Source organism: Streptomyces blattellae, from assembly GCF_009709555.1.
In the GTDB taxonomy this organism is placed as follows: domain Bacteria; phylum Actinomycetota; class Actinomycetes; order Streptomycetales; family Streptomycetaceae; genus Streptomyces; species Streptomyces blattellae.
The window spans coordinates 22036-42891 of record NZ_WJBG01000138.1 but is presented as its reverse complement, the minus strand read 5'-3'; the positions used below and the strand labels follow the sequence as shown (position 1 = coordinate 42891).

General features: G+C 70.7%; 15 protein-coding genes, 2 pseudogenes and 1 riboswitch. Of the genes and pseudogenes, 8 read left to right on the top strand and 9 right to left on the bottom strand.

Going from position 1 to position 20856, the window contains the following annotated elements:
- A complete protein-coding gene (locus GFH49_RS14360; RefSeq protein ID WP_155056261.1) occupies positions 1–2868 on the bottom strand; it encodes a bifunctional acetate--CoA ligase family protein/GNAT family N-acetyltransferase in 2868 nt (955 codons plus the stop codon).
- 179 nt (positions 2869–3047) lie between these two features.
- On the opposite strand from GFH49_RS14360, the gene GFH49_RS14350 reads away from it, so the two are divergent.
- Positions 3048–3329 (top strand): HPr family phosphocarrier protein, encoded by a 282-nt coding sequence (locus GFH49_RS14350; RefSeq protein ID WP_053655224.1) that lies wholly within the window; start codon positions 3048–3050, stop codon positions 3327–3329.
- Positions 3330–3443: 114 nt separating this feature from the next.
- Here the strand turns inward: GFH49_RS14350 and GFH49_RS14345 are convergent, their stop codons facing one another.
- The 4 genes from GFH49_RS14345 to GFH49_RS14330 all read right to left on the bottom strand — a co-directional run bounded on the left by GFH49_RS14345 (position 3444) and on the right by GFH49_RS14330 (position 8235).
- On the bottom strand, positions 3444–4139 hold the full coding sequence (locus tag GFH49_RS14345; protein ID WP_155056260.1) for a GntR family transcriptional regulator: 696 nt from the start codon (positions 4137–4139) through the stop codon (positions 3444–3446).
- Between the two features lie 188 nt (positions 4140–4327).
- Positions 4328–5083 carry a M23 family metallopeptidase gene (locus tag GFH49_RS14340; RefSeq protein WP_155056259.1) on the bottom strand — a complete coding sequence of 252 codons (756 nt, stop codon included), beginning with the start codon at positions 5081–5083 and terminating at the stop codon, positions 4328–4330.
- Between the two features lie 13 nt (positions 5084–5096).
- Positions 5097–5263: riboswitch (cyclic di-AMP (ydaO/yuaA leader) on the bottom strand.
- A gap of 201 nt (positions 5264–5464) precedes the next feature.
- On the bottom strand, positions 5465–6853 hold the full coding sequence (locus GFH49_RS14335; protein ID WP_155056258.1) for a M16 family metallopeptidase: 1389 nt from the start codon (positions 6851–6853) through the stop codon (positions 5465–5467).
- Positions 6850–8235 (bottom strand): M16 family metallopeptidase, encoded by a 1386-nt coding sequence (locus GFH49_RS14330; RefSeq protein WP_155056270.1) that lies wholly within the window; start codon positions 8233–8235, stop codon positions 6850–6852. The genes GFH49_RS14335 and GFH49_RS14330 overlap by 4 nt, the downstream gene beginning before the upstream one ends.
- 322 nt (positions 8236–8557) lie before the next feature.
- Here GFH49_RS14330 and GFH49_RS14325 point away from each other — a divergent pair, with 322 nt between their 5' ends.
- On the top strand, positions 8558–11014 hold the full coding sequence (locus GFH49_RS14325; RefSeq protein WP_155056257.1) for a DNA gyrase/topoisomerase IV subunit A: 2457 nt from the start codon (positions 8558–8560) through the stop codon (positions 11012–11014).
- Between the two features lie 111 nt (positions 11015–11125).
- On the opposite strand, the gene GFH49_RS14320 is transcribed toward GFH49_RS14325, so the two are convergent.
- Positions 11126–12178, bottom strand: coding sequence for a CobW family GTP-binding protein (locus tag GFH49_RS14320; RefSeq protein ID WP_155056256.1), 1053 nt, complete (start codon positions 12176–12178; stop codon positions 11126–11128).
- A 318-nt stretch (positions 12179–12496) separates the two neighbouring features.
- Between GFH49_RS14320 and GFH49_RS14315 the strand changes: the two genes are divergently transcribed.
- Together GFH49_RS14315 and GFH49_RS14310 are read left to right on the top strand one after the other, a co-directional pair.
- On the top strand, positions 12497–13054 hold the full coding sequence (locus GFH49_RS14315; RefSeq protein WP_155056255.1) for a DUF6082 family protein: 558 nt from the start codon (positions 12497–12499) through the stop codon (positions 13052–13054).
- A gap of 257 nt (positions 13055–13311) precedes the next feature.
- On the top strand, positions 13312–13551 hold the full coding sequence (locus GFH49_RS14310; protein WP_155056254.1) for a hypothetical protein: 240 nt from the start codon (positions 13312–13314) through the stop codon (positions 13549–13551).
- Between the two features lie 156 nt (positions 13552–13707).
- On the opposite strand, the pseudogene GFH49_RS14305 reads toward GFH49_RS14310, so the two are convergent.
- Positions 13708–14221, bottom strand: a pseudogene (locus GFH49_RS14305) (citrate/2-methylcitrate synthase); the annotation flags it as partial.
- Here GFH49_RS14305 and GFH49_RS14300 point away from each other — a divergent pair.
- The 4 genes and pseudogenes from GFH49_RS14300 to GFH49_RS14285 all read left to right on the top strand — a co-directional run.
- Positions 14204–14782: pseudogene (locus GFH49_RS14300) on the top strand (citrate/2-methylcitrate synthase); the annotation flags it as partial. The pseudogenes GFH49_RS14305 and GFH49_RS14300 sit on opposite strands and share 18 nt — an antisense overlap.
- Entirely contained in the window at positions 14779–15720 is a 942-nt protein-coding gene (locus GFH49_RS14295) for a ferredoxin family protein (protein ID WP_155056253.1), read from the top strand. The pseudogene GFH49_RS14300 and the gene GFH49_RS14295, both read left to right, overlap by 4 nt.
- A 273-nt stretch (positions 15721–15993) precedes the next feature.
- Complete coding sequence (locus tag GFH49_RS14290) at positions 15994–17670, top strand: sensor histidine kinase (RefSeq protein WP_155056252.1); 1677 nt, start codon at positions 15994–15996, stop codon at positions 17668–17670.
- A complete protein-coding gene (locus tag GFH49_RS14285; protein WP_155056251.1) occupies positions 17667–18347 on the top strand; it encodes a response regulator in 681 nt (226 codons plus the stop codon). Before GFH49_RS14290 ends, GFH49_RS14285 begins: the two co-directional genes overlap by 4 nt.
- 84 nt (positions 18348–18431) lie before the next feature.
- On the opposite strand, the gene GFH49_RS14280 is transcribed toward GFH49_RS14285, so the two are convergent.
- Together GFH49_RS14280 and GFH49_RS14275 are read right to left on the bottom strand one after the other, a co-directional pair.
- Complete coding sequence (locus GFH49_RS14280) at positions 18432–20024, bottom strand: monocarboxylic acid transporter (RefSeq protein ID WP_155056250.1); 1593 nt, start codon at positions 20022–20024, stop codon at positions 18432–18434.
- The gene (locus tag GFH49_RS14275; RefSeq protein WP_155056249.1) at positions 20021–20575 is read right to left on the bottom strand and encodes a DUF485 domain-containing protein; all 555 of its coding nucleotides are present in this window, start codon (positions 20573–20575) and stop codon (positions 20021–20023) included. Before GFH49_RS14275 ends, GFH49_RS14280 begins: the two co-directional genes overlap by 4 nt.
- Between the last annotated feature and the right edge of the window lie 281 nt (positions 20576–20856).

Sequence of the window (20856 nt, the reverse complement as noted above, 5' to 3'; positions counted from 1 at the left end):
CTAATACGCCGGAAGCGTTCGCGGGCCGAGGTCGTCGCGCGCGGGCGGGGGCGCCAGCCGCACGGACGCCCCGAGCACGGTCACGCCGCGCGGGGCCACGACGACCGGCTCCAGGCTGACCTCGACGAGTTCCGGGTGGTCGTCCACCAGTCGCGACACACGCAGCAGCAGTTCCTCCAGGGCCGGGGTGTCGACCGGCGTCGAACCGCGCCAGCCGAACAGGAGCGGTGCCGTCCGGATCGATCGCACCAGCGAGGTCGCCTCCCGGTCGGTGATCGGGACGATCCGGTGCGCGGTGTCGCCGAGCAGCTGAGAGGCGGCCCCGGCGAGCCCGAACGACAGCACCGCCCCGACCGCCGGATCGATCACCGCCCGTACGACGGTGTCCACCCCGCGCGACGCCATCCCCTGCACCACCGGCCGCAGCCCCTCCGGCTTCCCGAACAGCCCGGTCAACTCGGCGTACGCCCTGCGCAGTTGCTCCTCGTCCGCCAGATCCAGCCGTACGCCGCCCAGATCCGCCCGGTGCCGCAGGTGCGGGGCCGTGGCCTTGAGGGCGACCGGGTAGCCGAGAGTGCGGGCGGCCACGGCGGCGGCGTCGGGGGACGGTGCGGGAAGCGCGCGGCGGACGTTGATCCCGTACTTCCCCAGCAACGCGCACGTGTCATCGGTACCGGGAGTGAGCCCCCGCCCGCGCGCGAGCAGCCCGTCGATCAGCTCGGCGGCGCCCTTCTCGTCGATGTCCTCGTACTCGGGCACCTTGCCGGGATCGGCGGCATCGCGCCGCCACTGCGCGTACTTCACGGCTTCACCCAGGGCGCGGACGGCACGCTCGGCGGCGGGGTAGGCGGGAATGAGCCCAGCTCCCTCAGGTGCCGCTCCCGCGGTGGGCAGTCGTTCCGCGGGGCCATGGGGGTCCCCCCGGTCCGGCGAAGCCGAGAGTGCGGGAGGGTGGGCGTCGCCTGCGGTGCCGAGTTGGGCTGAACCCGCCTGTGGTGCCGTACTCGTCGCAGCCGACAACGCCTCCGCAAGCCCTCCCAGCTCCACATGCACCACCAGCACCGGCTTCCCGGGAACGTCCGCCGCTGCCGACCGCAACGCCTCCGCCAGCATCGCGTCCCCGACCGACGACTCCCCGATCGCCGGTATCGCCGTCACCACCACCGCATCACACGCGTCGTCCGCCAATGCCCGTGACAACGCCGCATGGAAGTCCTCCGCGGTCGCCCCCGTGGTCAGGTCCAGCGGGGCCAACGGCCGAAGCCCCTCGGAGAGGCACGCGTCGTACGTCAGCAACCCCAGCGACTCCGAGTTCCCCAAGATCGCCACCCGGGGCCCCGCGGGCAGCGGCTGACGCGCGAGCAGCAGCCCCGCGTCGACCAGTTCGGTGATCGTGTCCACCCGGATCACCCCGGCCTGCCGCAGCAACGCGGACACCGTGGCATGCGGCAGCCGCGTCGCCCGCACCGCATGCCCCTGCGGCGCCGCACCCCCGTGCCGCGCGCCCTGCACGACGACCAGCGGCTTCGCCGCCGCCGTACGCCGGGCGAGCCGGGTGAACTTGCGGGGGTTGCCGATGGACTCCAGGTACATGAGGACGACGTCGGTGTCGGGGTCGTCGTACCAGTACTGGAGTACGTCGTTGCCGGACACGTCCGCCCGGTTGCCGGACGACACGAAGGTGGACACTCCCGTGACCCCGGTGACCCCTCCCCCGCGCCGGTGCAGCCGGGACAGCAGCGCGATCCCGATGGCCCCGGACTGGGCGAAGAGCCCGATGCGGCCGGCACGGGGCAGCTCGGGGGCGAGGGACGCGTTCAGCCGTACGCCGTCGGCGGTGTTGATGACCCCGAACGCGTTGGGCCCGATGATCCGCATGCCGTACGCGCGCGCGTGCCGTACGAGTTCCCGCTGCCGCTCGCGTCCCTCGGGACCGCTCTCGGCGTACCCGGCGGAGAGCACGACGAGCCCCTGCACGCCCTGCTCGCCGCACTCGGTGACGACCTCGGGCACGTGGTCCGCGGGCACGGCGACGACCGCGAGATCGACGGGCCCCTCGATGTCCTGCACGGAGCGGTACGCCGGCACCCCGTCGAGTTCCTTGAGCTCCCCGGGGAAAGCCCTGTTCACGGCGTACAGACCGCCCGTGAACCCGGCGTCCCGGATGTTGCCGAGGACGCTGCGGCCCACGCCGCCGGAGGTGCGGCCGGCCCCGATGACGGCGACGGAGCCGGGCGTCAGCAGCCGCTGCACGGACCGCGCCTCGGCGCGCTGCTCGCGCGCGTACTGCACGGCGAGCGACCGGTCGGTGGGTTCGAGGTCGAACTCCAGGCGTACGACGCCGTCCTCGAAGCTGCGCTTCTGGGTGTACCCGGCGTCCGTGAACACCTTGATCATCTTGGTGTTGGCGGGCAGCACCTCGGCGGCGAAGCGACGGATGCCGCGCTCGCGGGCGACGGCGGCGATGTGTTCGAGCAGGGCGGAGGCGACGCCGCGCCCCTGATGGGCGTCCTGCACGAGGAAGGCGACCTCGGCCTCGTCGGCGGGTGCCGACGCGGGCAGCCCCTCGGCGCCGATGCGGTCATAGCGTACGGTGGCGATGAACTCGCCGCCGATGGTGGCCGCGAGTCCCACCCGGTCCACAAAGTCGTGGTGCGTGAAGCGGTGGACGTCCTTGGCGGACAGACGCGGGTAGGGCGCGAAGAAGCGGTAGTACTTCGACTCGTCCGACACCTGCTCGTAGAAGCTGACCAGGCGCTCGGCGTCATCAACGGTGATGGGGCGGATGCGCGCGGTGCCGCCGTCGCGCAGCACCACGTCGGCTTCCCAGTGGGCGGGGTACTCGTGCCGGTCCGGCGCGCTCTGCATGGGGCCCAGAGTACGGCTCGCGTACGACAACGGCGCGAGGCAGTCTGTGGAGGACGTGAGTCGGGCCGAGGCCGCGGTCCGACGGCACTTCAAGGACGGGACGCATGGCCGTTCCGGGCTTGCTTCACGATATGGGAAAATGGTCTAGACAACCCTGAACACCTGAAGGGCAGCATCACATGGCTGAGCGCCGCGTCAACGTCGGCTGGGCCGAGGGTCTCCACGCCCGCCCCGCCTCCATCTTCGTCCGGGCCGCCACGGCCGCAGGGGTCCCCGTGACGATCGCCAAGGCCGACGGCAATCCCGTCAACGCGGCCTCCATGCTTGCCGTCCTCGGGCTCGGCGCCCAGGGCGGCGAGGAGATCGTGCTCGCCTCCGACGCCGAGGGCGCGGACGTCGCTCTCGACCGGCTGGCGAAGCTGGTCGCCGAGGGTCTTGAGGAGCTTCCCGAGACCGTCTGAGTGCCGAATTGAAGGGCTCGTCCGAATTTCCGGGCGAGCCCTTCGCATTTGCCGATCGCGGGCAGCAGAAATAATCCCCCACGAATTAGACCCTCTTTGTATACGGCCCTTGTGTTAATGCCGCAGGCTCGTCATGTTTACGACATGTTGCGAGTTCCTCACACGCTCCGTGCGATCTGCCGGGCTACTGAATCGCAGCCGGTGCGCGACCGTCGAGCGCTCCGTGTGCTGCGCCGTGACCGCCCGCGCGCGTTCGCCGTCGCCGCGCGCCACCGCGTCGACGATCGCGCCGTGCTCCACCCAGGACTCCACCGGGTCGGCCGGCGCCTCCACCGCGTACATCCAGGCGATCTTGTGCCGCAGCTGGGTCAGCATCGAGGTCAGCGCGGGGCTGCCGGAGGACTGGGCGAGCGTCTCGTGGAACCAGCCGCCCAGGGAGCGCAGATCCTCGCTGTTGCCCCGCCTGGCCCGCTCCTGACCCAGCCTGACCAGGCCCCGCAGCACCTTGAGATGCGCCTCGGTGCGCCGCTGGGCGGCCCGCAAGGCGCCGAGCGGCTCCAGGAGCATACGCATCTCCAGCAGGTCGGCGGCCTCCTGCTCGGTCGGTTCCGCGACGCACGCGCCCGCGTGCCGCCGGGTCACCACGAAACCCTCGGCCTCCAGCGTGCGCAGGGCCTCACGGACGGGGACGCGCGAGACGCCGTAGCGGCGTGCCAGGAGTTCCTCGGTGAGCCGGCTGCCGCGCTCGTAGACACCGGCGACGATGTCGTCCCGGATCGCCGTGCATACCGAGTGCGCCGGAATACGCATGACCGACCTCCGCCTTAATCCCCGTGAAACGTCGACGATTGACGCGTGTTCCGTGACTCTATGGCAATGAGCCGGAATTTCCGATGGCGGGCCGGAATCCATGGATATTTTTTGGACAGCCGAGGGTATGAAAGACCGAAGGTCCCGGCTCGTGGAGCCGGGACCTTCGGACGCGGAGCCGTCTGCCGTCAGACGTCCACGCCGTGCGAGCGCAGGTAGGCGACGGGGTCGATGTCGGAGCCGTACTCCGCGGTCGTACGGGCCTCGAAGTGCAGATGCGCCCCGGTGACGTTGCCGGTCGCGCCGGAGAGGCCTATCTGCTGACCGGGGGTGACGCTCTGGCCCACCGAGACGCCGATGGACGACAGGTGCCCGTACTGGGTGTACGTGCCGTCGTTCATCTTGATCACGACCTGGTTGCCGTACGCGCCGCCCCAGCCCGCCTCGACGACGGTGCCGCGTCCGACCGCGTGGACGGACGTGCCGCTCGCGGCGTGGAAGTCGACGCCGGTGTGGCTGCCGGAGGACCACACGGAGCCGCCGGCTCCGTAGCCGGTGGAGAGGTAGGAGCCGGTGATCGGCAGGACGTAGCCGTTGAGGCGCTTGTGCTCGGCCTCGCGGGCGGCGCGCTCCTCGGCCTCGCGGGCCTCCTTCGCCTTCTCCGCCGCGGCCCTCTTCGCGGCGGCGGCCCGCTTCGCGGCGGCGGCCTCCTCGGCGGCCTGCTGCTGGGCGGCGGCCTGCTCGGCGATCTGGTCGGCGGCGGCGCTGCTGAGGACCGGGATCAGGCCGGTCGTCTCGGCGGCGGGCTCGGCGGCGAGGGCCGGGGCGGCGAGGGTGCCGATGACGCCGGTGGTGGTGAGGGCGGCGACGCCCGCCGCGCGAGCGGTGGTGCGCTGGATACGGCTGGGACGGCGGTGCTTCCCGGAGGCGCAGGTGAACGCCATGTAGTGGCTGGTCCTTTCCTTCCTTCTCGCCTACCGGGTTAGCTGACGGGTTCGGAGCAGGAAGGTCTCCTACGGACCCCCTCGCTGCACGCGCGGGCGTCCGATTCACCCCAGGGACTGCGTTGTTGGGTCCCCGGCTCCCCTGGCTCGCGCCATTTGGGGACTCGGCGATGGCTGTCCGGTGCCGCGGGTGCGGCGCACTGCCTGACGGACAGCCCGGAAGACGCTAAACGGGACATCTTTCAATCCTCAAACGGATCACGGCTTTTGTAGCGCATGCCACAGACCAGACAGGCAACCTCTCCCATAATTCGGGCATAAGGGAGCCCTGGTGACGCTTCCGTCACCAGGGCTCCACGCGCGCGTGCCGTGCGTTCGCCTCTACTCGGCGGACACGACGGTGACTTGGCCGATGCCGAGGGCCTCCACCGGCTCCTTGATCTGGGCCGCGTCGCCCACCAGGACCGTCACGAGACGGTCCACGGGGAAGGCGCGTACGGCAGCCGCGGTGGCCTCGACGGTGCCGGTCGCAGCGAGCTCCCGGTACAGCGTGGCCTGGTAGTCGTCCGGCAGGTACTGCTCCACCTGGTCGGCCAGCGTGCCGGCCACGGCCGCGGCGGTCTCGTACTTCAGCGGCGCCACACCGACGAGGTTCTGCACGGCGACATCGCGCTCGGCGTCGGTGAGCCCGTCGGCGGCGAGCGTACGCAGCACCGTCCAGAGATCCTGGAGTGCGGGACCGGTGTTCGGGGTGTCGACGGAGCCGCTGATGGCGAGCATCCCGGCGCCCGAGCCGTCCGGGGCGGACCTGAGGACCTGCCCGAACGCCCGCACTCCGTAGGTGTAGCCCTTCTCCTCACGCAGGACGCGGTCCAGCCGGGAGGTGAGGGTGCCGCCGAGGCAGTACGTGCCGAGCACCTGCGCGGGCCACACGCGGTCGTGCCGGTCGACACCGACCCGGCCGATGAGCAGCTGCGTCTGGACGGCACCGGGGCGGTCCACGATGACGACACGGCCGGTGTCGTCGGCGGTCACCGGCGGCACCGGGCGCGGCTGCGCGGACGAGCCGGTCCAGGCGCCGACCGTCTCGCCGAGCAGCGCGTCCAGATCGATGCCGGTGAGGTCGCCGACGACCACGGCGGTGGCCGTGGCGGGACGCACATGCTTCTCGTAGAAGGCGCGCACGGCCGCGGAGTCGATGTTCTCGACCGTGTCCTCGGTGCCCTGGCGCGGGCGCGACATGCGCGAGCCGGCCGGGAACAGCTCCTTGGACAGCTCCTTGGCGGCCCGGCGGGAGGGGTTGGCCAGCTCGTGCGGGATCTCGTCGAGGCGGTTGCGGACCAGCCGTTCGACCTCGCTGTCGGCGAAGGCGGGCGCCCTGAGGGCGTCGGCGAGCAGGCCGAGCGACTTGGGCAGCCGTGAGGCGGGGACCTCCAGGCTGAGCCGGACGCCGGGGTGGTCGGCGTGCGCGTCGAGGGTGGCTCCGCAGCGCTCCAGCTCGGCGGCGAACTCCTCGGCGGAGTACTTGTCGGTGCCCTCCGAGAAGGCCCGCGCCATGATCGTGGCGACTCCGTCGAGGCCGGCCGGTTCGGCGTCCAGCGGCGCGTCCAGCAGCACCTCGACGGCGACGACCTGCTGACCGGGGCGGTGGCAGCGCAGGACCGTGACGCCGTTGTCGAGGGTCCCGCGCGTGGGGGCCGGGAACGCCCACGGCCTGGCCTCGCCGGCCTGGGGCTCGGGGTGGAATTCCATAGCGGCGAGCTCGGTCACTTGGCCGCCTCCTCGTTCTCGTCGGTGGCTTCCACGGTCGCCGCGGACTCCAGGTCTTCGGTGGGCTCCTCGACGGTCTCCGTGGGGACGGTCGGCTCGTAGACGAGCACCGCGCGGTTGTCGGGCCGCAGTCGGGCCTTGGCGACCTCCTGGACCTCCTCGGCGGTCACCTCCAGCACCCGCCCGACGGCGGTGAGGGCGAGCTGCGGGTCGCCGAACAGGACGGCGTACCGGCACAGTTCGTCGGCGCGGCCCGCGACGGTGCCGAGCCGGTCCAGCCACTCGCGCTCCAACTGGGCCTGGGCACGCTCCATTTCCTCGGCCGTGGGGCCCTCCGCGGCGAACCGGGCCAGCTCCTCGTCGATGGCGGCTTCGATGACCGGCACCTCCACGTCACCGGACGTCTTCACGTCCAGCCACCCCAGGGAGGGCGCCCCGGCCAGCCGCAGCAGGCCGAATCCGGCGGCGACGGCCGTACGGTCGCGTCGTACCAGCCGGTTGTAGAGGCGGGAGGACTCACCGCCGCCGAGGACGGTGAGCGCGAGGTCGGCCGCATCGCACGCGCGCGTGCCGTCGTGCGGCAGCCGGTAGGCGGCCATCAACGCGCGCGCGGGGACCTCTTCCTCGACGATCTCGCGCAGCTGCTCGCCGATGATCTCGGGCAGTCCGCCGTCGCGCGGGGCGGGCTTGCCCTCGTGCGCGGGGATGGAGCCGAAGTACCTCTCGACCCAGGCGAGCGTCTGCTCGGGATCGATGTCGCCGACCACGGACAGCACCGCGTTGTTGGGCGCGTAGTACGTCCGGAAGAACGCGCGCGCGTCGTCCAGGGTCGCCGCGTCCAGGTCGGCCATCGAGCCGATCGGGGTGTGGTGGTAGGGGTGGCCCTCCGGGTAGGCGAGGGCGGTCAGCTTCTCGAACGCCGTCCCGTAGGGGACGTTGTCGTAGCGCTGCCGGCGCTCGTTCTTCACGACGTCGCGCTGGTTCTCCATGGACTCGTCGTCGAGGGCGGCGAGCAGGGAGCCCATGCGGTCGGCCTCCAGCCAGAGGGCGAGTTCCAGCTGGTGGGTGGGCATGGTCTCGAAGTAGTTGGTGCGCTCGAAGCTGGTGGTGCCGTTCAGCGAGCCGCCGGCGCCCTGCACCTTCTCGAAGTGGCCATTGCCCTGCACCTGGCCCGAGCCCTGGAACATCAGATGCTCGAAAAGGTGAGCCAGGCCGGTACGTCCCTTGACTTCGTGGCGCGAGCCGACGTCGTACCAGAGGCACACCGCCGCGACCGGGGTCAGGTGGTCCTCGGAGAGCACCACGCGCAGGCCGTTGGCCAGGCGGTGCTCGGTCGCTGTCAGGCCCCCGGTGCCTGCCTGGTCTGTGGCCGTGTGACCCATGGGCATGTACGTCCCTTCGATCGCGGAAACACTCGTCGTAACTGCGGAAATCCCGCCGGTCCTGCCACTGTATGCAAGCGTGCGGAGCGTCGGCGAAGTTCCCGCCCGACGTACGCCCAGAGCGAGATCGCGTAGCCTGCGGGCGTACCGTCCGGCCAACGGCGGGCGGCACCCTGTGAACGCCCGGCGGGACGCCCGACGTCGGGTCCTGGTCCGCGTTGTCAGTGCCGCGGTCCACAATGGTCCACGTCAGATTCATTCAACGCTTCAGCAAGAGCGCGCCCGTGGGCGAGCGACCAGGAGACAGAGGAGCCAGGCAGCGATGGCCCGCCGCAGCACGAAGACCCCGCCGCCCGACGACTCGTACGAGGAGCGGATCCTCGACATCGACGTCGTGGACGAGATGCAGGGCTCCTTCCTTGAGTACGCGTACTCGGTCATCTACTCCCGCGCCCTGCCGGACGCCCGCGACGGCCTCAAGCCGGTGCACCGCCGCATCGTCTACCAGATGAACGAGATGGGCGTCCGCCCCGACCGCGGCTACGTGAAGTGCGCCCGCGTGGTCGGCGAGGTCATGGGTAAGCTGCACCCGCACGGCGACGCGTCGATCTACGACGCCCTGGTGCGCATGGCCCAGCCCTTCTCGATGCGCGTCCCCCTGGTCGACGGCCACGGCAACTTCGGCTCGCTGGGCAATGACGACCCGCCCGCCGCCATGCGGTACACCGAGTGCCGCATGGCCGAGGCCACGGGCCTGATGACGGAGTCGATCGACGAGGACACCGTCGACTTCACGCCGAACTACGACGGCCAGGAGCAGGAGCCGGTGGCCCTGCCCGCCGCCTTCCCGAACCTCCTGGTCAACGGCGCCTCGGGCATCGCGGTCGGCATGGCCACGAACATGCCGCCGCACAACCTGCGCGAGGTGATCGCGGCCGCCCGGCATCTGATCCGCCATCCGAACGCCGATCTCGACGCCCTGATGCGGCACGTCCCCGGCCCCGATCTGCCCACCGGCGGCCGGGTCGTCGGCCTGTCCGGCATCCGGGACGCGTACGAGACGGGCCGCGGCACCTTCAGGATCCGCGCGACGGTCTCCGTGGAGAGCGTGACCGCCCGCCGCAAGGGCATCGTCATCACCGAGCTGCCCTTCACGGTCGGCCCCGAGAAGGTGATCGCCAAGATCAAGGACCTGGTCGGCTCGAAGAAGCTGCAGGGCATCGCCGACGTCAAGGACCTCACCGACCGTGAGCACGGACTGCGCCTGGTCATCGAGATCAAGAACGGTTTCGTGCCGGAGGCCGTCCTGGAGCAGCTCTACAAGCTGACGCCGATGGAGGAGTCCTTCGGCATCAACAACGTGGCGCTGGTGGACGGCCAGCCGCTCACGCTGGGCCTCAAGGAGCTGCTGGAGGTCTATCTCGACCACCGCTTCAACGTCGTGCGGCGCCGCAGCGAGTTCCGCCGGGGCAAGCGCCGCGACCGGCTGCACCTGGTCGAGGGCCTGCTCACCGCCCTGGTGGACATCGACGAGGTCATCCGCCTCATCCGCTCCAGCGACAACTCCGCGCAGGCCAAGCAGCGGCTGATGGAGCGCTTCTCGCTGAGCGAGATCCAGACCCAGTACATCCTGGACACGCCGCTGCGCCGCCTCACCAAGTACGACCGGATCGAGCTGGAGTCCGAGAAGGACCGTCTGAAGGCGGAGATCGAGGAGCTGACCCGGATCCTGGAGTCGGACGCGGAGCTGCGCAAGCTGGTCTCCGCCGAACTGGCCGCGGTGGCCAAGAAGTTCGGCACCGACCGGCGTACGGTCCTGCTGGAGTCGGCCGGTGCCCCCGCGGCCGTCGTACCGCTCCAGGTGGCGGACGACCCGTGCCGGGTGCTGCTGTCCTCGACGGGACTGCTCGCCCGTACGGCGAACGGCGAGCCGTTCCCGGAGGACGCCGACGCCCGGCGCACCAAGCACGACCTGATCGTCTCGGCGGTGCCGGCCACGGCCCGCGGTGAGATCGGCGCGGTGACATCGGTCGGCCGCCTCCTGCGGATCAACGTCATCGACCTGCCCCAGCTCCCGGACACGGCCTCGGCACCCAACCTCGCGGGCGGCGCTCCGCTGGCGGAGTTCGTCTCCCTGGAGGACGGCGAGACGGTGGTCTGCCTGACCACGCTCGACGAGTCGTCCCCGGGCCTGGCGCTCGGCACCGAGCAGGGCGTGGTCAAGCGTGTCGTACCCGACTATCCGTCCAACAAGGGGGAGTTGGAGGTCATCACCCTCAAGGAGGGTGACCGGATCGTCGGCGCGGTCGAGCTGCGCACCGGCGAGGAGGACCTGGTCTTCGTCACGGACGACGCCCAGCTGCTGCGCTACCAGGCCTCGCAGGTCCGTCCGCAGGGCCGTCCGGCGGGCGGCATGGCGGGCATCAAGCTGACCGAGGGCGCCAAGGTCATCTCGTTCACGGCGGTCGACCCGGCGGCCGACGCGGTGGTCTTCACCGTCGCCGGCTCGCGCGGCACGCTGGACGACTCCGTGCAGACGACGGCCAAGCTGACTCCGTTCGACCAGTACCCGCGCAAGGGCCGCGCCACCGGAGGCGTGCGCTGCCAGCGCTTCCTCAAGGGCGAGGACTGCCTGTCCCTGGCCTGGGCGGGCCCGGTCCCGGCACGGGCCGCGCAGAAGAACGGCACACCGGCCGACCTCCCGGAGATCGACCCCCGCCGCGACGGCTCGGGGGTGTCCCTGGGGAAGACGGTGTCGGTGGTGGCGGGTCCGGTCTAAGCGGGTCCGTCGAAGTCCGGTGCGTATCGGCACGCTCCAAAGGGGCGCGGGGAACTGCGCGACCAGCCACGACGGACCCACGGCCGGCGTACCGGACTTCCAGCGGAGCGCCTAGGGCACCTGGAGACCGGGTTCCTCAAGATCCCCATCGGGATCCCGTACGTAGCGCAGGACGCCCCACATGCCATGCTCGTCGGCGTGCGGGGCGCCGTCCTTGCACGCCTCCAGCTCCTTGCCGAGGGCCTGGGCATCGATGCCGGCGCCGATGAGCACGAGCTGGGTCACCCGCGCGTCGCCGGAGCCCCAGGGCTCGGGACGGAACCGCAGGAACCGTCCGACGGCATGGACGCCGTACCGGTTGTTGACGTCATGGGCGCCGAAGTCGACGTACCCCTTGATCCGGTACAGCCCCTCCGGCCGACTGTCGAGGAACTCCATCAACCGGCGCGGGTTCAGGGGCACTTCGGAGGTGAAGGACACGCTGTCGTAGGCCGCGTGCAGATGACCTGCGTGGTCATGGAGGTCGTCGAAGGTGAGCTGCCCGATGCGCTCGCCCGCGGGGCGGCAGTCGAAGAGGAACTCGGGGTCGATGCGGCCGTAGGTGGCGGGAACGACGGCGGCACGGTCGACGAGAGACCGGGCGAGCCCGACGACCCGCTCGCCGTCGGGCGCCCGGTCGACCTTGTTGACGACGACCAGGTCGGCGAGGGCGAGATGCCGGTCGATCTCGGGGTGCTTCGCACGCGTGTCGTCGAACTCGGCGGCGTCGACGACCTCGATCAGACCGCCGTACACGATCCCCGGCTGTTCGCTGGCGAGCACCATCCGCACGAGCTCCTGCGGCTCGGCCAGCCCGCTGGCCTCGATGACGACGACGTCGATGCCGGCGGAGGGCCTGGCGAGCCGGTCGAGATAGAGATCGAGCTCACTGACGTCCACGGCACAGCACAGGCAGCCGTTCCCCAAGGACACGGTGGAGTCACCGAGCGCGCCCGCCACGGCCATCGCGTCGATCTCGATGGCCCCGAAGTCATTGACGATGGCCCCGATCCGGCTGCCGCCGCTGCGGTGGAGCAGATGGTTGAGCAGCGTGGTCTTGCCGGAGCCCAGGAATCCGGCGAGAACCACGACCGGGATCTGCGGCCGGCCCGGGCTCGGAACCAATGTGCGACCTCTCTCATGTCCGGGCGTACACCGGCTCGCAGCTCGGCGTACGTACGCGGATGGAATTCCGGCCCAGGATACGAGCAGTGAGAGTCACCGCGAAGTGAACGATTGTTAGCAGCACTCGCGGGGCAGACGTTCGACAAGGCGCCGGAGTGTGCGACCCTCGCTTCCCTCTGTGCGCCTCCTCTCCGCCTCCCCGCCGATCAGAGCCGCTCGGCACTCTGGAGGCGGCAAGCGCCGCCCACCGCTCGCCGGTCCCCATCAGTCGACCCGCACCCGACGACCGGCGGACGGTCGCCTGATTCGGGGGTTGACATGGCCACACGGGAATTTGGCATACGCGGACTGGGCGCAGTTGCCGCGACGGGGCTCGGCATGGCGGCCGGAGCACTGATCGCCATGGCCGCGCAGCGCCAGACACTCGCCTCCCTGCGGGTACGACTGGAGCACCTGGAGCTGGCCGCGCACAGCCAGCAACACACCGACCTCGCCCATCAGCAGCGCCTGCACTGGGAATTGCTGAGCAAAGCGATCGACGACCCCGAGCTCGCGGAAGTGCTCGATCTCTACGAGGGGACGATATCGCCCAAGCAGCGGCGCCAATACATATTCGCCAATGCGCTCTACACAAACCTGCTCTTCTACTACCGAATCGGCAACCTCAGCCGTGATGAATTCTTCAAGCACGCCCGCGGCATATTCCAGAGTCCCATTGTCCGGGAATATTGGTATGCCACACGCCAACAGCGCGCCAGCATTTCGGATACCGATGAGGCCGCTCTCGGACTGATGGTCGACGAGCTCTTGCGCCAACTGGAGGATGCGGAGTCCGAGGAGTGGTGGGTCGTCGGCGAGACGCCGGACACTCCATGACCACCGCCTGACGGTAAACTCCGCCCTCCCTCTCGTCACCCCCGAGCGGGGATCCCACCTACAGGCGTTACGGATCAAGAACCGGCGCGTTCTTCCAGGTGACAGGGGCCAACCGGTGCGCAACCGCGCAAGGAGTCGCCCCTCACAGGAAGCGCTGCTCCACGCCGCCGGTGATCGAGGTCCGCCCTACAGGGACGCCCACCCGGCGCAGCAGCAGTGGGCAGGCGCGTGTGCCTTGAGACCAAAGGAAATCAACAGTGAGTCAGATCATCCGCCGCCTCGGTGTGTCTCCGCGTGAACGAGGCAGCACTTCCAGTGCTACCTGCCCGGATATTTTCGAATTGGCGGACGGAAATTTTGCCGTAATCGGAACAGACGCGACTGACTCACTGGACGCGCACCTGCCCGCCGATGCCGCTCGCGCCGACTACGAACGCATCGTGGTCATCACCCGTGAAACACTGATCAAGGCCAAGGGCGACATTCCTGACGCATAACGCGTAATCGCCCGCCATTCCCCGTCCCGTTTCGGCCGTCCTCGAACCGCACTTACATCGAAAAGACCTCCAGGGCTCGGCACCAACACCAGGTGCCGAGCCCTGCCGGTTCCGACCTCGCCACTCGTTGCCACGCCGCAGTTCCAGCAGCGCGAGTTACGCCTCCGGCGCGAAGAACCCGTCATCGGCTGAAGTGGCGACCCTCTGTGCGCTCACGCCACTTTCGGTACCCCACCGGCGCCCCCCCGGCCCCACATACCGCGCCACCGGGCGGATGATCTTCGAGTCCTCCGCCTGTTCCAGGATGTTTGGCGCTCCAGCCCACCGCCCGCGCCGCCGCGCACGTCAGTGTGAACATCCCGGGCGGCACACCGCAGAGTTCCATGACCACGCCCGCGTAGAACTCGACGTTCGTGTGGAGTTCGCGGCCCGGCTTCAGCTCGGCGAGGATCGTCTCGCCCCGCCGTTCGACCTCGACGGCGAAGTCGACACGCGGGCCCCCGAAGCCCTCGGCGATCGCGCGGAGCATCCGGGAGCGGGGGTCCTCGGTGCCGTGCAGAAGGCCGGACAGCGCGCCCACGGCACCCACGAGGCATGCGGCCGCATCCGCTGCTGTCGAGGTGATGACACGCGCCGTAAAGGGTGACGCACGGTGCTCGACCAGGGCGACGCCGGACCCGTGATCGCGGACGAGCTGCGCTCAGGCCGCCGTATCCCGGGACTCGGCCAGCGGCTCTACGCCGGCGAGGACCCACGCGCGCGTGCGCTGTTCACTCTTCTGGAGGAGATCCCCCGGCTGGCGGGCCAACCAGCGGCTGGAGTTCGGGCACGCGACCTCCGCCACGGCGCCCTTCCTCGTCCCGCTCCCCCCGGCCGCGGCTCCCGCCCTCGCCGCGCCCCGCGACATCGTGGCCACCACCGCCCGGCACACCCCGCTGTACGCCAACGTCGATCTGGCACTCGCCGTCCTGACCGCACCCAGCGGCATGCTTCGCCACGGCGGGCGAGACGCTCTTCGCGGTGGCCCGTACGGCGGGCTGGATCGCGCACGCCCCGGAGGAGTACGGCGGGCTGGATCGCGCACGCCCTGGAGGAGTACGGCGAGCGCCCGCTGCGCATGCGACCGAGCGGGCTCTACGAGGGCCCGAGGCCGACCCAGCCACTGCCGGAGCAGGACTCAGGCGGCCCGGAAGCCACCCTGGATCAAGTCAGGTTAGGCTCACCTCTGTGAGTACGTGTGCAAGCGTCTCTCGAGACCTCAACGAGCCCATTTCGGGAACCGCGGCGACCGCGACGACCTGGCTGCTGCTGGAACAGCCAGGTCCCTGGGGTGTCAAGGCGCTCACTTCGAGCCATCTGGACCCCGCGCTGGGCCGCGCCCTGGAGGCCGCCGCCAAGGGCACGGGCGTACGCATCGCACTCATCCGGCGCCCCGGCCGCCACGCCGACCTGGGCACCCCCACCGCGCGTCAGGTGTACGCGGCCCACACCGTGCCCGGCAACGCGTGGCTGCACGGGGCCACCGTCCGCGACCCGTGGCGCCTGCTCGACCTCGACTTCGCCGCGCTCGGCAGCGGCGACGACCGCAGTTTCGGCCGGGCGCTCGGCGGGCGGCCCCACACCGGTGATCCGCTCGCGCTCGTGTGCACCAACGGCAAGAGGGACCGATGCTGCGCCCTCCTGGGCCGTCCATTGGCGGCCGAACTCGCCGCCTCCGGGGTCGAGGGGGTCTGGGAGGTCACCCATCTGGGCGGTCACCGCTTCTCCCCGACGCTGCTCGTCCTGCCGTACGGCTACGCCTATGGCCGGGCCGAGGCACATGCCGTCAAGGAGATCCTGCACAGCGTGCAGGAGGGACGAATCGTGGTGGAGGGATGCCGGGGCGGTTCGGCCTGGGAACGGCCCGCTCAGGCCGCCGAGCTCGCGGTGCGCACTGCGGCGCACGAGTACACCGCGGACGCGCTGACGGTCGTACGGACGGACGGCGCGGCACCACGCTGGACGGTGACCGTCGCCCACGCGGACGGGCGCCATTGGCGCGTGGTCGTTGCCCAGGGTGCGTCACTGCCGCCCCGCCAGGAGAGCTGCGGCGCGTCCGTGCTCGGCTCACCCGCGCGGATGGACGTGGTGGCGGTGCGCGAGCTGACACCGGCCGCACTCGCGAGCTGACCCCCTGACTGACGTCAGGGGACCACGGCACACCGTGTTCGCAGACAGCGCCCGTCCATGCGTGATGGCGTCCCGCCAGGTGATGCAGGGGATCAAGGCGCCGGAACCCACAGGTCGAGGACTGTGGCCGCTAAGGCCGCCGTGGGCCTCGAACCGGAACCACAAGCCTTGACCCCCTGCACCGCCTCGCGGAACACGACCTCCATGCGTTGATCAAGAGATCCGTGCCACACCCCTACGGCCGCTCCGGCACGTCCGCGTAACGTCTTGGGTATGAGCCCCACTCCCCCCGCACGTCGGCTGCGGCTCGGTCTGCCGCGCCGGGTGTTCTCGCAGGTGCTGCTGATGCAGGTGGCGATCGCCGCGGGCGTCGCGGTGCTCGCGACCGGGCTGTTCCTCGCACCGCTCAGCGACCAGCTGGACGACCAGGCGATGCGCCGGGCACTCGCGATCGCACAGACCACAGCGGCCCAGCCGCAGCTCGCGGAGCAGGTCGAGAACACCCCGCCGACGGCCGGCGGGCCGGTCCAGCGGGAGGCGGAGACGATCCGCAAGGCCACCGAAGCCGAGTACATCGTGGTCATGGACACGCGCGGAGTGCGCTGGTCGCACACCGAGCCAGCACAGATCGGCAAGCATGTCTCGACCGACCCCAGCGAGGCGCTCGCCGGCCAGGAGGTCATGGAGATCGACGAGGGCACGCTGGGCCGCTCGGCACGCGGCAAGGTGCCGCTGCGGGACAGCGACGGGGACATCGTCGGAGCGGTCTCGGTGGGCATCTCGTACGACAGTGTCCGGGGCCTGCTGATCCACGCGATCCCGGAGCTGCTGGCGTATGCCGGTGGAGCCCTGGCCGTCGGTGCGCTGGCCGCCTGGCTCATCTCCCGGCGGGTCCAGCGGCAGACCCGGGACCTGGCCTTCTCGGACATCTCCGGACTGCTCGCGGAGCGCGAGGCGATGCTGCACGGCATCCGGGAGGGCGTCGTGGCCCTGGACCGCGCGGGCCGGGTCCGCCTCCTCAACGACGAGGCACAGCGTCTGCTCGGCATCGGCGACGAAGCCGTGGGCCGCTCCCCCGACGAGGCGCTCGGCGAGGGACGTACGGCCGACGTCCTGTCCGGGCGGGTGACGGGCACCGATCTGATCACGGTGCGCGGCCAGCGTGTCCTGATCGCCAACCGGATGCCCACCGACGACGGCGGCGCGGTCGCCACCCTGCGCGACCGCACCGAGCTGGAGCAGCTGGGCCGGGAACTCGACTCGACGCGCGGTCTGATCGACGCCCTGCGGGCCCAGGACCACGAGCACGCCAACCGCATGCACACGCTCCTGGGGCTGCTCGAACTGGAGATGTACGACGACGCCGTGGACTTCGTGGGAGAGGTGGTCGGCGATCACCGGGCGACGGCGGAACAGGTCACGGAGAAGATCGAGGACCCCCTGCTGGCCGCTCTGCTGGTCGGCAAGGCGACCGTCGCCGCGGAGCGCGGAGTCGCTCTGCGGGTCTCGGACCGGACGCGGCTCCCGGACCGGCTGGTCGATCCCCGCGGGCTGGTCACGGTCGTCGGCAACCTCGTCGACAACGCTCTCGACGCTGTCGCGGGTACGACGCACGCGCGCGTGGAGGTCGAATTGCGCGCCGAGGGACGAACCGTTGTCCTCAGGGTGCGCGACACGGGGCCCGGGATCCCCGCGGAGCAGCGGGAGTTGGTCTTCACCGAAGGGTGGTCCACCAAGCAGCCGCCGGCCCACGGCAAGCGCGGGATCGGGCTCTCCCTGGTGCGCAGGCTGGCCGAGCGGCAGGGTGGCAGCGCGACCGTGGGCGAGGCGCACGGCGGGGGTGCGGAGTTCACCGTAGTCCTGCCCGAGGCACTGACCGAGCCGGACCTGGAACCGGCCCTCACGGTCCCGTCGGCACCGGCGAGCGCCGCCAAGGAGGAGTCGCGATGATCGAGGTCCTGGTGGTGGACGACGACACCCGGGTCGCCCGGGTGAACGCCGCCTACGTCGAGAAGGTGCCGGGCTTCCATGTGGCCGGCGAGGCGCACAGCGCGGAGGAGGCGCTGCGTCAGGTGGAGTCGCTGCCGCGGCTGGACCTCGTCCTGATGGACCACTATCTGCCCGACGAGACAGGGCTTGCGGTCGTCCAGGAGATGCGCCGCCGCGGCCATCAGACCGACGTGATCATGGTGACGGCGGCCCGGGACATCACGACCGTACAGGCGGCGATGCGGCAGGGCGCGCTGCAGTACCTGGTCAAGCCGTTCGCCTTCGCGGGGCTGCGGGCCAAGCTGGAGGCGTATGCGGAGCTGCGCCGCACCCTCGACGGCGGCGGCGAGGCGGAGCAGGCCGAGGTGGACCGTATCTTCGGCGCGCTGTCGGCGCCCTCGGAGCCCGACCTGCCCAAAGGGCATTCTCCGACCACCGCGGAGCTGGTCCGCCGGTCCCTGATGAACGCCGACGGCCCGCTGTCGGCCCAGGAGATCGCCGAGCGGACCGGGGTGAGCCGCCAGACCGCCCAGCGCTATCTGAAGCTTCTGGAACGCACCGGACGGGCCCGTCTCACGCTCAAGTACGGCGACGCGGGCCGCCCGGAACACCGTTACGTGTGGGCGACCCGCGCCTGAGGACACGGCCCGGGTGGGGGCGGGGGAAGGAACCGTGCCCACTCTCCATACGGATCCCGGGCGGCGTCTTCTCCGCCGCCCCGACTACACCGCCCCCGCCCCGGTCAGCGACCGCACCTCGGTCTCCGCGTGCCTGGCCTCGTCCGGGTCCTCCGCCGAGGTGACCGTGCCGAGCCAGCCCGCGACGAAGCCCAGCGGGATGGAGACCAGGCCGGGGTTCTGCAGCGGGAAGTACTGGAAGTCCACGCCGGGGAACAGCGATTCGGGGCTGCCCGACACCACCGGCGACAGCACCACGAGGACCAGGGCCGGGATCAGCCCGCCGTATACGGCCCACACCGCGCCGCGTGTGGTGAAGCCGCGCCAGAACAGCGAGTAGAGCAGTACCGGCAGATTGGCCGAGGCGGCGACGGCGAAGGCGAGCCCCACCAGGAAGGCGACATTGAGGTCACGGGCCAGCAGACCGAGGGCGATGGCGACCACGCCGATACCGACCGCGGCCGTGCGGGCGACGGCCACCTCGCTGCGCGGCTTGGCGTGCCTGCGGCGTAGGGAGGCGTAGAGGTCGTGGGCGACGGACGCCGAGGACGCGAGCGTGATACCGGCCACCACCGCGAGGATCGTGGCGAAGGCGACGGCGGCGACGATCGCGAACAGAACAGTCCCGCCGGTTGAACCGGCTCCGCCGCCGAGATCGAGCGCGAGCAGGGGAACCGCCGTGTTTCCGGCCGCGTTCGATCCGCGTACGGCATCCGGACCGACGATCGCGGCCGCGCCGAAGCCGAGCACGATGGTCATCAGGTAGAAGCCGCCGATGAGTCCGATCGACCACACCACCGAACGCCGTGCGGCCCGCGCGGTCGGCACGGTGTAGAAGCGCGACAGGATGTGCGGCAGCCCGGCCGTGCCCAGCACCAGGGCGAGTCCGAGGCTGATGAAGTCGAAGCGAGCGGTCCAGTCGCCGCCGTACTTCAAGCCGGGCGCCAGGAACGATTCGCCATGACCGCTGCGCTCCGCCGCCGTGACCAGCAGTCGGTCGAAGTCGCCGTGGAAGCGCACCAGCACGAGCACGGTCAGCGCGACCGTGCCGCTGAGCAGCAGAACCGCCTTGACGATCTGAATCCACGTGGTGGCCCGCATCCCTCCCAACGACACATAGATCACCATCAGCGCGCCGACACCGACGACCGTCCAGGCCTGCGCCGCCTCGCTCGTGCCCCCCAGCAGCAGCGCGACCAGGCTGCCCGCACCGACCATCTGCGCCACCAGATACAGAACGGACACGGTGACCGAGGAAGTTCCCGCGGCGATCCGCACCGGCCGCTCACTCATCCGCGCCGCGACCACGTCGGCGAGCGTGAACCTCCCGCAGTTGCGGACCAGTTCGGCGACAAGGAACAGCACGACGAGCCAGGCCACGAGGAAGCCCACGGAGTACAGCATCCCGTCGTAGCCGTAGAGGGCGATGAGCCCGGAGATGCCGAGGAAGGAGGCCGCCGACATGTAGTCGCCCGCGATGGCAAAACCATTCTCCATCGGCGTGAAGAGCCGCCCGCCCGCGTAGAACTCCTCCGCCGAACCCTGCCGGTTGCGGCTGACCCATGTCGTGATGCCCAAGGTGACGGCGACGAACGCGCTGAACAGGAGCAGCGCCAGCGTCTGATGGTTGTCCGTCACGAAGCACCGCCTCTGGCCTCACGCGTCAGTTCCTGGGTCTCCCAGCGCAGTTCGAGCGCGGCCCGGTCCCTGCGCAGCCGGGCATGCCGGGCATAGGCCCAGGTGAGCAGAAACGTGCTGAGGAACTGCCCCAGCCCTGCGATCATCGCCACGTTCACGGCACCCGCCACGGGACGGCCCATCAGCCCTGGAGCCGTCGTGGCCGTGACGACGTATCCGATGTACCAGGCGAAGAATCCGGCGACCGCCGGCACCACGAACCGCCGGTAGCGACTGCGCACTTCCCGGAAGGCCGCGCTGCGCTGCACTTCGAGGTACACATCGGCCGCAGCCCTCCGCTCACGTTCCTCACGCACGGGCGGAACGGCCGCGACGGGCCCTTCGGCATCACACGACTCACCCCAGCCCGAGGCGAGCGCGTCGTACCAGGGGTCGTCGTACCGGAGGCTTCCGGGCGTCTCGGCGGCGGACGGGGCACAACCGTCGTACTGGTCGGCCGTACTCTCGGGCCCGCCCCCGCCTCCGCCGGGGCGGCCGTTGCTGTAGTGCATGCCCAAGGATGGACAGAACGGGAAGATCCCCGACTCTTCTTCCCCGCGCTCTTCACTCCTTCAGGTGATTCACCCCGCCTACGGCCGGTTCCGGTCCTTTCGCGAGCACGCAACGCACCGCCTGAGCAGGGCTCTTGCGCCGTGTCTTGGTGAGACGGCACCACGTCCGGGGCGAGTTCGGCGACGGGCTCCACCCGACGGCACTGCGGTCGGAGCGGCACTGCCCGACAGTGCCGCGCCCCTCCCCCGACGGGACCGCCGCCCGTCACCGGCAACCGTTT